14 protein-coding genes are annotated in these 14,069 nt (G+C 64.3%); 1 reads left to right on the top strand and 13 read right to left on the bottom strand.

Annotated features, from left to right (window positions below; translation table 11 throughout):
* Positions 1–96: 96 nt before the first annotated feature.
* The 12 genes from cbiM to GTA51_RS03035 all read right to left on the bottom strand — a co-directional run bounded on the left by cbiM (position 97) and on the right by GTA51_RS03035 (position 11,802).
* On the bottom strand, positions 97–705 hold the full coding sequence (gene cbiM / locus GTA51_RS03090) for a cobalt transporter CbiM (RefSeq protein WP_160958592.1): 609 nt from the start codon (positions 703–705) through the stop codon (positions 97–99).
* Between the two features lie 75 nt (positions 706–780).
* Positions 781–1,560, bottom strand: a complete 780-nt coding sequence (locus GTA51_RS03085) for a DUF4198 domain-containing protein (RefSeq protein ID WP_160958590.1) — start codon at positions 1,558–1,560, stop codon at positions 781–783.
* A gap of 160 nt (positions 1,561–1,720) precedes the next feature.
* Positions 1,721–2,587, bottom strand: a complete 867-nt coding sequence (locus tag GTA51_RS03080; RefSeq protein ID WP_211922407.1) for a hypothetical protein — start codon at positions 2,585–2,587, stop codon at positions 1,721–1,723.
* Positions 2,588–2,596: 9 nt separating this feature from the next.
* Complete coding sequence (locus GTA51_RS03075) at positions 2,597–4,690, bottom strand: S9 family peptidase (protein WP_343039447.1); 2,094 nt, start codon at positions 4,688–4,690, stop codon at positions 2,597–2,599.
* 142 nt (positions 4,691–4,832) lie between these two features.
* Complete coding sequence (locus GTA51_RS03070) at positions 4,833–5,048, bottom strand: rubredoxin (RefSeq protein WP_160958587.1); 216 nt, start codon at positions 5,046–5,048, stop codon at positions 4,833–4,835.
* Between the two features lie 44 nt (positions 5,049–5,092).
* Positions 5,093–5,587: a rubrerythrin family protein gene (locus tag GTA51_RS03065; RefSeq protein WP_160958585.1), complete on the bottom strand. Its 495-nt coding sequence runs from the start codon at positions 5,585–5,587 to the stop codon at positions 5,093–5,095.
* 16 nt (positions 5,588–5,603) lie between these two features.
* Positions 5,604–6,044 carry a Fur family transcriptional regulator gene (locus GTA51_RS03060; protein ID WP_160958584.1) on the bottom strand — a complete coding sequence of 147 codons (441 nt, stop codon included), beginning with the start codon at positions 6,042–6,044 and terminating at the stop codon, positions 5,604–5,606.
* 79 nt (positions 6,045–6,123) lie between these two features.
* A complete protein-coding gene (locus GTA51_RS03055) occupies positions 6,124–6,849 on the bottom strand; it encodes a 3'-5' exonuclease (RefSeq protein ID WP_160958582.1) in 726 nt (241 codons plus the stop codon).
* Entirely contained in the window at positions 6,846–8,717 is a 1,872-nt protein-coding gene (locus GTA51_RS03050; protein WP_160958580.1) for a putative nucleotidyltransferase substrate binding domain-containing protein, read from the bottom strand. The genes GTA51_RS03055 and GTA51_RS03050 overlap by 4 nt, the downstream gene beginning before the upstream one ends.
* 11 nt (positions 8,718–8,728) lie before the next feature.
* Positions 8,729–9,865, bottom strand: coding sequence for a DUF294 nucleotidyltransferase-like domain-containing protein (locus GTA51_RS03045; RefSeq protein ID WP_160958579.1), 1,137 nt, complete (start codon positions 9,863–9,865; stop codon positions 8,729–8,731).
* Positions 9,866–9,931: 66 nt separating this feature from the next.
* Positions 9,932–11,479 (bottom strand): sodium:solute symporter family transporter, encoded by a 1,548-nt coding sequence (locus tag GTA51_RS03040; RefSeq protein WP_160958577.1) that lies wholly within the window; start codon positions 11,477–11,479, stop codon positions 9,932–9,934.
* Complete coding sequence (locus GTA51_RS03035; RefSeq protein WP_160958575.1) at positions 11,476–11,802, bottom strand: DUF485 domain-containing protein; 327 nt, start codon at positions 11,800–11,802, stop codon at positions 11,476–11,478. The genes GTA51_RS03040 and GTA51_RS03035 overlap by 4 nt, the downstream gene beginning before the upstream one ends.
* A 533-nt stretch (positions 11,803–12,335) precedes the next feature.
* Here GTA51_RS03035 and GTA51_RS03030 point away from each other — a divergent pair.
* Positions 12,336–13,607, top strand: coding sequence for a GGDEF domain-containing response regulator (locus tag GTA51_RS03030; protein WP_160958573.1), 1,272 nt, complete (start codon positions 12,336–12,338; stop codon positions 13,605–13,607).
* 76 nt (positions 13,608–13,683) lie between these two features.
* Here the strand turns inward: GTA51_RS03030 and GTA51_RS03025 are convergent, their stop codons facing one another.
* Positions 13,684–14,037, bottom strand: a complete 354-nt coding sequence (locus GTA51_RS03025; protein ID WP_160958571.1) for a hypothetical protein — start codon at positions 14,035–14,037, stop codon at positions 13,684–13,686.
* Between the last annotated feature and the right edge of the window lie 32 nt (positions 14,038–14,069).

The raw sequence follows: 14,069 nt of genomic DNA, 5'->3' as shown, positions 1-14,069 counted from the left end.
ACAAGGCTGTCCGGTGCAAAAAGTGTTGCAGTGACACACCTTCCCTGCCCCCGAGCGGCACCCCGCCTGTCCGGGAAAGGGCACACGAAACGGCCGTTACTCCGCCAGCCGGATGGACAGCAGCTCCGGGCGCACCTTGGCCAGAAATCCCACGGCCATGGCGGTGATAACGCCCTCCACGACCATGATCGGCAGATGGGCCAGGAAAATGGCCCAGGCCGTGGTCATAAACGCCTCGCCGGACAGGGCCAGGGCCGTCGCCGTCAGCAGCGCAGCCAGCAGCACGGCGAAAAAGCCGCAGCAAAACGCGCCCACGCTGCGTACTGTCCCGGTGCGGCGCAGCCACGGCCCGAAAACCAGGGAACAGAGCACGGCCGGAAAGGCCATGTCAAACGTGTTGGCGCCAAGGACGATAAGGCCGCCATATTGGAAAAGCACGGCCTGGAGCAGCAAGGCCACGCAGATGGCCGGAAAGGCGGCCAGACCGAGAATGGCCCCGAGCAGGCCGTTTAAGATCAGATGGGCGCTCACCGGCCCGATGGGTACGTGGATGAGCGAGGCCACAAAAAACGCAGCCGAGAGCATGGCCACGGTCATGAGCCGGTCGTAGTCGAGACGCTTAAGCCCAAGCGTTGTGCCGACGGCAGCAAGCGCCCAGCCGCCGGCCAGGACCGGCCCGGAAAGAACACCTTCGGAAATATGCATGGCCGTCCTTGGATGCGGGTTTGCACGCTTTGCGGGGGCAGGCCGCTTGCCCCGCTCCCCGCAAAGCGGTTCGTTCTACTTCTTCTTGCGTTTGGGTTCAACGAACTTGGTCCATAAAACCGCCCCGCGCTCGATCTTCTTGGCTGCCCCGTCTTTCTGCATGGTTTCGGGCGCGTCGGTCAGGGCGGCAAACCCCCACCAGCCGGCAAACGGCACGGCGACGTTAAACACGCCGGCCGCGTCGGTCTTGACCACCTGGGCGGTCATATATTCGTTGGGGGCCTCATAGGCCTTGTCCTTGTTGTAAAATTCCACTTCGACGGTGACGCCGGCCGCCGGCTTGCCATCCACCAGCACCTTGCCCGTGAACACGTTGCCGACGTAATTGCCAAAGGGGCGCGTGAGCGGCACAATTTCAGCCGCCAACCCGACCGGCGCATCCCAGCCCTCTTCTTCACCGAAAGCCGGCACCACAACCTTGGTCAGGTGCTCGATGAACTTGTCCTCGGCCGGCTCGAAATATGGCTCGGGTGCGAGATAAAACGTGCCGACGCCGGGCTTTTTAAACGTGTACTCCCCGGTCCAGGCCGCATGGTCCATGATCTTGGCGGCCGTAAGCGTCGGCAGCAGATCGGTCTTGTGCTCGCCGTCCATGACGCCAAACGCCTTGGGCTTGGCCATGTCCATGCCGTTGCCTTCCATGGGATGGGAAAAAGAAACGGCAAGCTCCACCTTTGCTTTGCTTTTATCCGTGACCACATCCGCCGACGGAATAACCATGCCGAAGTGGGCCAGGGCCGGGGCAGCGCTGAGCAGCAGACCGGCCAGGGCCAGAGGAAGACTTGAAAGGCGCATAGGGGAGTCTCCTTTCCAATTTATTGGCGTCAACAGCCATACGACGCACCAGGAAAGTAGCTCGCACTCATAACAATTGCAAGAACGTAACACGAAAAAGCGATACAGCGAGAAATAAGGCCCGATCTGGCTCACGAACAGCGTATGTCGGGCCAGCGGCTTAAAACCCGACAATCAGGCGCAAGGAGACGTCGGGCTGATCGGTGGGGCGCAAACTGCCTTCCAGGGCCAGACGAGGAGTCGGTCGAAAGGCCACGGTCAGCACCGGAGCCACAAGGTTTTGGGGTTGGTAGCTGTAGCGGCTGGGCAAGGCGTTGAGCGCCAGGATGGCCGCCAGCGCCTTGCCGTCAGCCCCGGACGGGTCAACATGGTGGGTCAGTCGCTTATCGAGTCGAAAGGCCACGAGCGACAGGCCGGCGGCAGCGGAAAACCGTCCCCAGTCGTAGCCGACGACGGCCGAGGCCTCATGGCTGGTCCAGGAGAAAAAGGCGTCCCGGGCTGCGGGCGACGTGCCTTTTCCCGTGATGCTGGCCATCTCTTCGCGGGCTTCGGGCGCGGCGGCAGTGAAAAAGGCGTAATCCAGGCGGGCAAAGGCCCCCTGCCCCGGCTCCCGGCGGACAACCAGCCGGGCGCACGGCCCCCAGAGCAAGGCCGGCCGGATTTCCCAGGCTTCGTAAAAGCCCTGGCCGACGTTTTTGGCCTCAAAACGGCCCACAGCCGTGCCGATATGGCCGCCAAGCGCCAAGGTGAGGTGCTGCTGGTCAAGCAGACGATAGAGGACGCCGGCATAGGCCCGCTGTTCCGTCCAGTTGCGGGTCCAGCCGCCGTGCTGGGGGATAAAGGCGGCTGAGGGCGTAAACGAAACGGGTTCGCGCATGTCCCTGTAGCCCAGGGAGCGCGCCGTGGCCGACACTTCCAGGCGTCCCTCGTCGGCCGCCGCCGCTGCGCCTCCGGCCAGCACAAGCAGGCCGGTCAGCCAGACGACGGCGTATAAAGCGGTTCGGCTGGCTGGTTGCGGGCGCGCCATGGGCCGGTCCTAGCCGTTGTCTGGCGGGCTTACGGGCAGGGGCGGCACCGAGGCCGAAAGACCGCCGATGGGTATAAACTTTGTAAACCAGGCGAGATTACGCACCATAAGATCGCGGATAAGCCCCGGTTCGGCGATATCGTGCCCGCTTCTGGGATAGGCGGCCAAGCGGGTGACCACGCCCCGGCGGGCCAGGGCGGTGTAGAGTTCCAGGGCCTGGGTAAACGGCACCCGCTCGTCGCTGACCCCATGTTGGAACAGGGTCGGGGTTTTGATGGCAGCGGCGTATTTGAGCGGCGAGCGGTCAAACAGGAAGTCGAAGCGTTCGTAGGCTTCGCCCCCGAGATAGAGCGGGATGAAATCCGGCAGATCCATGCTGCCGCACAGGCTGGTCAGGTTGGTGATGCCGCCGCCTATGGAGGCTGCGGCAAAGCGGTCGGTGTGGCCGATGGCCCAGGCGGTCAGATAGCCGCCGTAACTCCAGCCCATAAGGCCCACACGGTTGGGATCGGCCAGACCGCGAGCCACCAGGGCATCAATGCCGGTTTGCAAGTCCGCAAAATCCTGGCCGCCCCAATCGCCCACAAGGGCTTGGCGAAACTGCGGCCCATAGCCGTCGGACCCTCGTACGTTGGGCTGGAAAATGGCGTAGCCGCGCTCGGAAAAAACCGCCAGCGGATAGCTGTTGAGGCTGCCAAGATACAGGCGCTGCGACGCCTGGGCCGGGCCGCCGTGCAATTCGATCAAAAGCGGCGGCGGTCCCTGGCCGGCAACGGCGACCACAGGCGGGGTGTAGAGCCCCTCGATGGTCGTATTGTCCGTGGATTGCCAGCGCACCGCGACGGACTTGGCCGTGCGGTAGGCGGCAAACTCCTGATTGACCGAAGAAACCGGCTTGGGAACAAACGGACTGGGCGCGGTCACATAGACTTCCGGGGGGAGGTCGGAGTCGGTCAGCACCAGCCCCAGGCACTTGCCACCGGGTGACAGGGCTGCCCGGGCCACGACATGGGGCGTGTCGGACACGGGACGGGGCGGCGTGCCGTCCAGGGGCACGGCGTAGATAACGGAGCTGACCCCTGCCGCCTCACGGACATAAAGGCTTTGGCCATCGGCAGACCAGCCCAGCAGCTCAGGCCGGGCGTCAGGCGTTTGGGCCAGGGGTCTAGCCGTGCCGCCGGCGGCAGGGGTCACCATGATCCGGGCAGCGGTGAAATAAAATCCGGGAGCAGCCGTGGCGACATAGGCCACCAGCGACCCGTCAGGGGAAAAACACGGGGCGTTTTCCGAGGCCTCGGTCGCGGCCAGCAGCCGGACAGTCCCCTTGGCCACGGCAACGACGGCAATGTCGGCGTGGGTGGCATCGCGGGGGCTGGGATCGCCGGAAGGTGTGACGTGGTGCCGGCCCCGGGGCGCGGCAGCCGGATCGGTGGTTTCAAAAACAATAAACCGGCCGTCAGGGGAAAAGGCAAACGCAGCCACATCGCGATCCATGACCAGGGGACGCGGGGTCGCCGCCCCGACCAGCGGAGCGAGGTACAGGCTCGATACGCCACTTCCGGTGTCGAGAACCTCCACCTCGGCATCGCAGCCGGGTTGGCGCGCTTCCGTTGTTTTGGCGGCCGTGGCCATGGTCAGGGCCAGGGATTTTCCGTCCGGGGAAAAAGCCAGATCGAGAATCTCGTCGCGGCCTCGCAGGAGACGGCGGGCTTGGCCGGTGGCGATCTGGAGCAGATAGACGTCGGTCGCGTCTTCATTTTGAGCGAGATAGGCCAGTTTGGACCCGTCTGGAGAAAAACGCGGCTTATCGCAGACCGTTTTCTCCGGGGTGACCGGCTTGGCCGGACCCTTGGTTTTATCGGCCAGATAGATGCGCGAGGAGAGTTCCCCCTCACCGCCATCGGGCATGGCCCGGGTGACGACAAAAGCTGTCAGGCGGCCATCGGTGGAAATCCGGATGTCGTCGAGCATGGCCACGCGCAGCATGGCGTCGATGCCAAAGGGTTTATCCGTTGCCGCAGCGCTGTTGGCGGCAGCCGTTGTAAGCGAGAGCACCAGGACAAGCAGACCGGCGAGCAGACGGTTTGCGGCGAAATGGGGCACAATGGACCTCTCGGTGAACATTGCCGACAGTGTACGACCGCTTGCCTTTTCGGTCAAATACCCCTGGGCCGCAAGTATCCCCGCCCCCCTTGCCAAACGCATAAAAACGAACTCGGGCGACCCTTGCGGGCCGCCCGAGCATTCAGACAGGGCATTTCACTTCTTTGGTCGATCCCGGGCCGGCCAGGGGTCGGAAACATTTCTTGGTGCCGCCGCAGATCGGGCATTTCCAGCCCTCGGGCAGATCCTCGAAGGATGTTCCGGCGGGCACCTTGCCCTTGCGGTCGCCCCGGTCCGGGTCGTAGATATAGCCGCAATTGGTCGTCTGACACTGCCACATATTCTCAGGCGCGGACATGTTCGCTCCTTCTCTGCGGATGATGCGACGCAACTAGGCAGGGTCTAGTCGACCTTGAAAAACGCCTTGGCCAGGGCCAAACACACCGGGCACTTTTCGGGCGCGGCGTCGGCAATGGTATAGCCGCACACGGAACAGACGTACCAGTCTTTGGCCGCATAGCCGGCCGGATCAGCGGCAGCCTGGGCATACAGATTGGCGTGCAGTTCTTCCACCGCATTGGCGAAGGTGAAGCCGCGTTCGGCCGCCTTGTCGCCCTCGGCCTTGGCGGCCTCGATCATGGCCGGGTACATGTTCTTGAATTCATGGGTCTCGCCGGCAATGGCGGCGGCCAGATTCTCGGCCGTGGTGCCGACACCCTTCATGTTGCGCAGATGGGTGTGGGCATGGACAGTCTCGGCAGCAGCGGCAGCCTTGAACAGCTTGGCCACGCCGGCAAGGCCTTCCTTCTCAGCCTGGGCGGCAAAAGCCAAGTATTTGCGATTGGCTTGGGACTCACCGGCAAAAGCTTCCTGAAGGTTTTCCATGGTCTTGGTCATTGACGCGCTCCTTGATTTAATTCGGTTGGGTGTTGTCGTTTGGGCCAAGGCACTTGTGACAGATGCCGCGCACCAGCACCTGGGCGTCGCGCACGCGCCCCCAGGCTGCAACTGTTGGCGGCAGATCGGTCAAGGTGGCCCCGGTCATGGTAAAATCACTAATGGCCCCGCAGCGCAAGCACACCACATGATGGTGCGCCGTGACATCGCCGTCAAAACGCGCCTCATCGCCCCCGGCCGGCACCCGCGTCACCAATCCCCGCGCTTCGAGGGCAGCCAGGGTCCGGTAGACCGTGTCCAGGGAGATGGCCGGAGCCTCCTCGCGAACCCGCCGCCAGACCGTCTCGGCCGAGGGATGATCCCGGGCCGCGACCATGGCCTTATAGACCACATACCGCTGGTTGGTAAACTTGAGTCCGCTTTGGGCGAACAAAATTTTGAGGGCTTCAATCTGCATGCGTTTTATTCCTAAATGCTGTTGATTCCTATTTAGAGAATCCGTCTTGGTCCGTCAACCCTTTTTTTGCTGCGCACCGCTACATCCACCACAACCGGCTGGCCCGCCACAGCCCGGACAGCGGCATGGGGCGGGAGCGCCCCAGTTTTTTGGCCAGATAGAGAAAGAGATAGGCCGCAGCCAGGGCGTCGTGGCGGGCGTCATGGGCGGCAAAGGCCGGCAGGCCATAGCGCCGGCACAGCGTCGGCAGCGTGTAGCCGGCCTGTTCCAGGTCGCCCCCGCCCTCCAGGGTCAGGCGTTTTTCCTCGTAGGCCATGGCCAGACGCAGGGTGTCGATGCACGGCGCGGCCAGCTCGCCACCAAAGGTGCGTTTGGACGCCGCGTTGAGAAAGGCCATGTCCAGATCCACATGGTGGCCGATGACCACGGCCGGACCGATGAAATCGAGGAGTCCGGCCAAGGCTTCGTCCATCTCCGGGGCTTGTTCCAGCTCGGCGGCGGTCAAGCGATGAATGAGCGACGATGTGCGGGGCACGTCCCGGCCCGGACGCACCAGGGTGGCATAGGTTTCGCCGGCCATGATCGAGAGCCCCCGCAGCCGCACCGCCGCAATGGACACCACCGCGTCGCGCCGGGGATCAAACCCGGTCAGTTCCGTGTCCACGGAGACGAACTCAATATCCTCCAAAAATGCCTGGGGATCACGCCCGGCCTGGATGGCATGATGGGCAGCCAGACGGGGATGGTGCCCCCGGGAGCCGGCCCGCAAGCCCAGGCGTGACCACAAACCGGCCCAAAGCGTCATGGCGCGCCCTCCCCTGCCCCCAATCCGGTGCCAAGGGCCTGGCGCAAGGCTTCCACGGCCCCGAAAGCGGCCCGGTATTCCTGTCGGCGGCGGGCCGAAAGGGCGCTTGGCCTGGCGACGACGTCAGGATCGCCGGTCAATCCCGACAAACGGGCCATGAGGCGTTCGCGCTGGAAAAAGGCGAAAGCATCCTCGGCGTTTCGTGCCACCTCCGGGGGAAGCCGCTCCAGGCGGCCCAGGGCAGCCAAGCGGTTGGCAGTACCGTTTTCCTGTATGCCGGCCAGCAGCCCGGCCAGACGGGCCATGGTTACAATCGGCTGCGTGCCCCGGGCGGCGATGTCAAAGACTGCAGCAAAGGAGCCGTCGCGCTCAACGAGTTTTCCCTGATGGATGCCAAGCGGTGCGGGATTGAGAAGCTGCGCCGCCAAACACGCACGCAGCGCATCCCGGTCCGGCCGGCTGTGGAGCAAACGCGCCCGCACGCCCTCGCCCAAGCCGCTGTCGCCGGCAACCATTCGGGCTTCCAGGTGGGCAAACTCCGGTCCGGTGCGCAAAAAGGCCGTAAGCCCGGACAAGAACACCGGCCCGGCAAGATGTGCACCGCCAAGGCCAAAGTCGGCCAGATGCCCGGCCAGGACCGGCAGGACGGTGTGGCAGTAGGTTTCCATGGCCCGTCCGATGATGTCGTCGTCGCCGTCGTCGGCCACAACGACCAAATCAAGCCCCAACCCCGGCAACAGCTCCCGCCGGCCGGCCGCTCCCAGCGCGAGCAGGCACCAGCGGGCCGGCGGCGGGCCAAAACGGCGCACAAGAAGTTCCAGCAGGCGGGCCAGCACCGCTTGCGCCGTCATGGTCAGCAACCCGCCAACCGTCGCTGCCGTGGCCCCCCGCGCGGCCAGGGCGGCAGCCAGGGGACCGGTCCGGCGGCACAGGGCAGCCAGATCCACGGCATCCCCGGCCCGGCGGATGGCCCGCATGAGCGCCATGGGCGAGCGGCCGTGGGCCAGCAGCAGATCGTTGGCCGTGACCATGCCCACCGGTTCGCCGTCGCCGGTCACCAGCAGATGGCGGATGCCCGCTTCGGTCATGCGGCTTAAGGCTTCAAAACAGGAGGTGGCCGCGTCCAGGGCGGCCACCGGCGCGGACATCAGCGTTTCCACCGGGGCGCCCAGGCCAAGTCCCTGGGCCACGGCCCGGCGCAAATCGCGATCCGTGACAATGCCGATGACCGAGCCGCTACCTTCGCGCACCAATACCGACCCCACCGCCGCTTCTTCCATGATTCGGGCCGTGCCGCGCAGATCCGTGCCGCGCGCCACAGCCACGATCCCGCGCGAGGCCACCTCTCCGGCCAGCCGGGTAAAGAGGTAGTCGCCGTCGGGTCGATCCGCTGGGTCGGCCTCGGTTCCTTCGGGCAAGACGCAACGCGACTGGGTCAGGCAGGCATCAAAAAAGGCCGTAACGGCCGGATTGCGTGCGGCAATCGCGGCAAATGCGACCCCGGGCAGCCGTACCAGAAACGTGTCGGCCGCCGCTAGAATCCGGCAACCGGCCGGGCAGCCGGGCAAGGCCCCGGCCACCCCGAAACACTCGCCCTCGCCCAAGGCGTCCTGCAAGCGCGCCTCGCCCGGTTCGCTGCCGGGTTCGCCGGTCGGCCGCACCATGACGACGCCGCCGCGCTGGATGCAGCAGACAAAGGGCTCGGTGGCAGTGGCCTCGGCAATCACTTCACCGTTGAGATAAAAAGCCACCCGGCCGGCCGTGGCCAACTCGGCCAGAGCGGCCGGGCCAAGCCGGTCAAAGGGTGGGGCCGTGGCCAGAAAGGCGGTGACGGCCTCGGGTTGCAGGGCCGGATCGGACAATTGCATAGGCCACTTCCTTAGGTCAGACAGCGCAGGCTGAAATGGTGTTCGAGAACGTCGCGCAAGCGCCCTGCCGCCTTGAGCGCGCCTTCAAGCCCGGACAGGGAGACAGCCTCCAGACGGGCCGGCACGACTTTATTTTCCATGGGCGCGCCGGTCCGCCAGGCCTTGGCCTGGGCAGTCAGGCGCAGCGCCTGGATAGCGTTAAGCGCGCTTTGCACATCCTTGGCAAACGGCTCCCCGAGAACCCGGGCTGCAACGAGTCCGTCCAGCCGGCCGAGGGTATCCGGGGCGGCGATGCCCGCGTCCAGGGCCAGGGCCTTGATCCCCAGGATCAGCGGATAGACGGCCTCGCCCTTCAGATCAATCACGGTATGCTGGCCCAGGCCAAAGCGTCCGGCGGCCAGATGGCCGAAAAGAAGGGCCGGCGGCCCGAAGCGCAAGGCCTCGCGGGCCAGCCCCCGGGCGAGTAGCGGCGTTTCCCCGACCCGGCGCAGCAGGTGGGCGGTTACGGCACCAGCCAGGGTTGCGTCGCCCCAAACAGGCCGGACATCGGCCAGCAGGGACACGGTCAGCACTGCCGCCTCGTCAGGTCGGCCGGCGGCTGCGTCGATGGCGTCGCGCCACTGGGACAGTGTCTTTCGCCAGTCCGGGGAGGCGGCCATAATGCCCTTGGGACACGGCGGCATGCCGGCTTGCCCCAGCACAGCGGCCAGACGCCCGGCATAGGCGGCAAAGGCCGCCTGGGTCGGGGCCGTGTCACAGTCGTTGGCCAGAATCAGGGCGTTGTCCTGGTCCGTGGCCAGAAACTGCTCCCGCCGTCCCTGGCTGCCAAGGACGACCAGGGCGAAGCGGCCGCCTGCATCAGGCGGCTCGGGCGATTCGGGCAGAGCGGGCGCATTTGCCGGATCGGGCGGATCAGCCAAATCAGGCGGCTCGGGCGATTGGAGCGGCCAGGGCCGGGCCAGGACGGCTGCTCGGACCAGAAACGCGTCGTAGAGCCGGCTGGCGGCCCGGCCCACGGCCAGGGCGTCGCAGCCCGGTGCGGCCCAGCCGGCGATCAGGCCGCGGATGCGCTCCAGCAGCCGCCCCAGAACGGCTGCGTCTGCGGCCAAGTCAAGAGCGTCTTCCAATGCCCGGATAGCTGTTTCCATGTGCCCTTCTCCCCTGCCGCAAACGGCAAAAGGGCCGGGGAAGAATTCCCCGGCCCCCGAGTGGCCTTATTCTGCGCCAACTCCCAGGTAGTTGCGGATCTGCTGCGCCCCGTAGAGGGACTGGGCCCGGGCGTCCGGGACCAGCACCGACCCCAGCCAGCCCACGAAGAAGGCGGCGGGCATGGAGATCAAGGCCGGGTTTTTCCAGGGAAAGATCGGTGCGGCGTTGCCGAAGATGTCCACCCAGACCGTGGGCGAGAGCAGGATCAGGCCCACGGCTGCCACGGTGCCGGTGATGATGCTGGCCGCCGCGCCAAAGGTGCTGGTTCCCTTCCACAGGATGGAGAGGAGCAGGGCCGGAAAGTTGGCGCTGGCAGCGATGGCGAAGGCCAAGCCAACCATAAAGGCCACATTTTGGCCCTTAAAGGCCAGGCCGAGCAGGATGGCCACGACGCCAAGCCCCACCGTGGCCCGTTTGGCCACCTTCATTTCGTTTTCTTCCGTGGAACGCCCGGCCCGAAACACGTTGGCGTAGAGGTCATGAGAGAGGGTCGTGGCCCCGGCCAGGGTCAGCCCGGCCACCACGGCCAGGATGGTGGCAAAGGCAACCGCTGCGATAAAGCCGAGAAACACCGTGCCGCCAGTCACTTCCGCCAACAGCAGGGCCGCCATGTTGCCGCCGGCGTCCACCTTGGCCACCACGTCGCGGCCGACCAGGACCATGGCGGCAAAGCCGATGATAAAGGTGAGGATGTAGAAGTAGCCGATCAGGCCCGTGGCGTAGAACACGGATTTGCGGGCGGCCTTGGCGTCGGGCACGGTGTAAAAGCGCATGAGGATATGGGGCAGGCCGGCCGTGCCGAACATGAGCGCGATGCCAAGGGACACGGCGTCAAACGGGTTGGCCATCAATCCGCCGGGATTGAGCACTTTCTCGCCGTAGGTGGCGGCAGCCGTGCTAAACAAAACGGTCACGTCGTAGTTGAAGTGGGAAAGGGCCATGATCACCATGACAGTCGCCCCGGAGAGCAACAACACGGCTTTGATGATCTGCACCCAGGTGGTGGCCAGCATGCCGCCGAAGAGCACGTAGGCGATCATGACCGCGCCCACGGCAATGATGGCCGTCTCATAGGGCAGGCCGAACATCATTTTGATCAAGGCCCCGGAACCCACCATCTGGGCGATGAGATAAAAGCACACCGTCAAAAGCGACCCGATGGAGGCGGCCACCCGGATGGGCTTTTGGGAAAGCCGGTAGGCCACCACGTCGGCGAAGGTGTATTTGCCGAGATTGCGCAGCGGTTCGGCGATGAGAAACATGATGATGGGCCAGCCGACCAGAAAGCCGATGGAATAGATCAGGCCGTCGTAGCCTTTAAGCGACACAAGCCCGGCAATGCCCAAAAAGGAGGCGGCGGACATGTAGTCGCCGGCCAGGGCCAGACCATTTTGCCAGCCGGTCACTGACCGGCCGGCAGCGTAGAACTGCGAGGCCGAACGGCTTTTGCGGGCAGCGTAATAGGTGATTATAAGGGTTGCGCAGATAAAGAAAAAGAAAAACAGGATGGAAGTCAGGTTGGGTTGGCCGATGGTGGTGGTGAAGGTATTCATCCCTGCTTCTCCCGCATGGCGTGTTTGATGGTGTGCACGGCGGCGTCGTAGTCGTCGTTGGCCCAGCGGACATAGAGTCCGGTCAGCAGCCAGGAGGCGACAATGACGCCAAGGCCCACGACAATGCCCAGCGTCAGGCTCCCGGTGACGTGGGTGGCAAAAATGTCGGGACGAAAAGCCAGGATAACGATGAAGCCGTAATAGATGGAAAGCATGAGGGCCGTAAGCGTCAAAGAGACGGTCCAGCGTTTGCGCACGAGGGCGGAAAACAGGCCGGCGTCAGGGGCTGACAAACCGGAGGCCGGGGCATGGTCGGGTTGCATGGTTTGCTCCTTGGAGCCGGCGTGCGGGCCGGGCCGGGGTTGGTCCGGGGAAGGCGCGGGCTGCGCCTTCCGTCCCCATCCGATGGCGGGCATCGTCGGGGATGGGCCAGGAATAGGCGGCCCGCGCGGCATTGGCCCGCAACTTTCGGCCAACGGCGGCAATGGCCCCATGGAGGGAGAACGAAGGGCTTCGCGTGGGGATTTGCCGTTTACCGGCAGGGAAAAGCCGTTGGCCGCAGCCAACGGCCGGCTTGGCCAAACAGCCCGGTCAGGCGGCGAGACATTTGCCGCGCGTCCAACGGCTCGAGGCGCACGGTTTTCAATTTTTAACTGTCGCCGCCCCTCCCCTTTCGTGAGGCCCCGTGCTAGAGCAAACTACGGCCTGCAGACAAATCCGCTGGGGGCTGCTGTTGGCCGGGCAGACCGCTCCCGGACCAGCGTTTCGCCCGCAACATGTCGGCGCAACAGTCCGTCTGTCCGAGCAAGGCAACGGGAACAGCATCGCAATGCAATCGGATAAACTCGTTTTCCGCATGAATACGCACGACACATACTGTAATCCCATCGAAATTCTGATCGTCGAAGACAGCCAGACTTTTGGCGTTGTCCTCAAAAGCAGAATCCAGCGGGAATTGTCCGTCCCAGTCACCTGGGTGCGCTCATACCAGGCCTGCGAGACGCTGCTTGCCAGGGGAGACACCGCCTTTTTCGTCGCTCTGCTTGACGTCAATCTGCCTGATGCGACACGCGGCGAGGTCATTGACCTGGTGCTTGGCCACAACATTCCGGTGATCGTCCTGACCGGAACGATCAGCGAGGCCACGCGCGACGCTTTCTGGGCCAAACACATCGTCGATTACATCCTCAAGCAGTCATCGCAATGCATGGATTACGCCATCAAGGCCGTGCGGCGCATCATCCGCAACAAGGATCTCAAATGCCTGGTTGTGGACGATTCCCGATTGGGCCTGCACCATGTCTCCAGCCTGCTCGCCGCCCACGGCTACCGGGTGCTGCAAGCCCAAAACGGCCGGGAAGCCCTGGAGCTCCTGGCCAGACACCGCGACGTCATCCTGACCGTGACCGATTATACCATGCCGCATATGGACGGCGTGACCCTGACCCAGGAAATCCGAAAAACGTTCCGCATTGACGAAATGGCCATCATTGGCATCTCCAGCGCCGACAACCTCCCGGCCTCGGTGCTGTTTCTCAAAAACGGAGCCAACGACTACCTCGCAAAAGCGTTTCAGACAGAAGAATTCTACTGCCGGGTGTCATTAAACATCGACACCATCATCCAATTTCAGACCATCAAAAGCCTGGCCAATACCGATTTTCTGACCCGGCTCTCCAATCGGCGGCATTTGTTTGAATCGGCTGCGGCCGCAACCGAGGCCGCCCGCGACACCGGGGCACCCGTGTGCGTCGCCATGATCGACATAGACCATTTCAAGGGTATCAACGACACCTACGGCCACGCCGCAGGCGATCTGGTGCTGACCCGCCTGGCCGCCGACTTGGAGCAGACGTTTGATGACGGCCATATCATCGGCCGCATCGGCGGTGAGGAATTCTGCGTGGTCAGCCCCGGGCATGGCACGGCGCAAATAGGGGAGCGCTACGAAACGCTGCGCGCGGCCGTTGCGGCCACCAAGGTGGAATCGCCGGCCGGCGGCATTGGCTTTACCATCAGCATCGGCTTGCACGCCGGGTCGGCCGAGCCCTTTGAAACCATGCTCAAAGCAGCGGACAACAAACTTTATGCCGCCAAGGCCAGCGGCAGAAACAAAATCGTCGGCTAGGGTGTGCCGGGAGCGCCGGCAAAAGAAGCATCGGGCGAGGTAGGCCGCGCCTGGCGGCAACGGGCAGAGCGGACGGCTACAACGGCAGGCCGAGCTGTTTGGGACGGCGCTTTTCGGCAATGAGGCGTTTGAGCTTTTTGGGGGAGACGCCGATTCGATAGGACCAGACCGGACAGGTGCCTTTTTCGGTGCAACGCCGAATAGCCTCGCGGTCGCCCACGGTGCAGCGCAGGCAGAAACGCCGGATCACCCGCACCACCCGTACGCCGAAACCTTGCGGAATCTCCTTGTGGCGCAGCAGATAAAACGGGCAGTCCCGGTCGGTACAAGCCGTAACAAGGTTTCGCTGGCCGCCCATGCAGGCCGTCAGGCAATACCGTCGCACGGACTCGATGGCGGAACACAGTTTGACAGCCTCGCCCTGGCGCATGAAACCTCTTTAAACGGCGGCCGGGATACGGC

This window comes from Solidesulfovibrio aerotolerans (genome assembly GCF_009856865.1).
GTDB classification, from domain to species: domain Bacteria; phylum Desulfobacterota; class Desulfovibrionia; order Desulfovibrionales; family Desulfovibrionaceae; genus Solidesulfovibrio; species Solidesulfovibrio aerotolerans.
The sequence above is the reverse complement of the archived record's forward strand: the minus strand, read 5'-3'. Positions and strand labels throughout refer to the sequence as shown.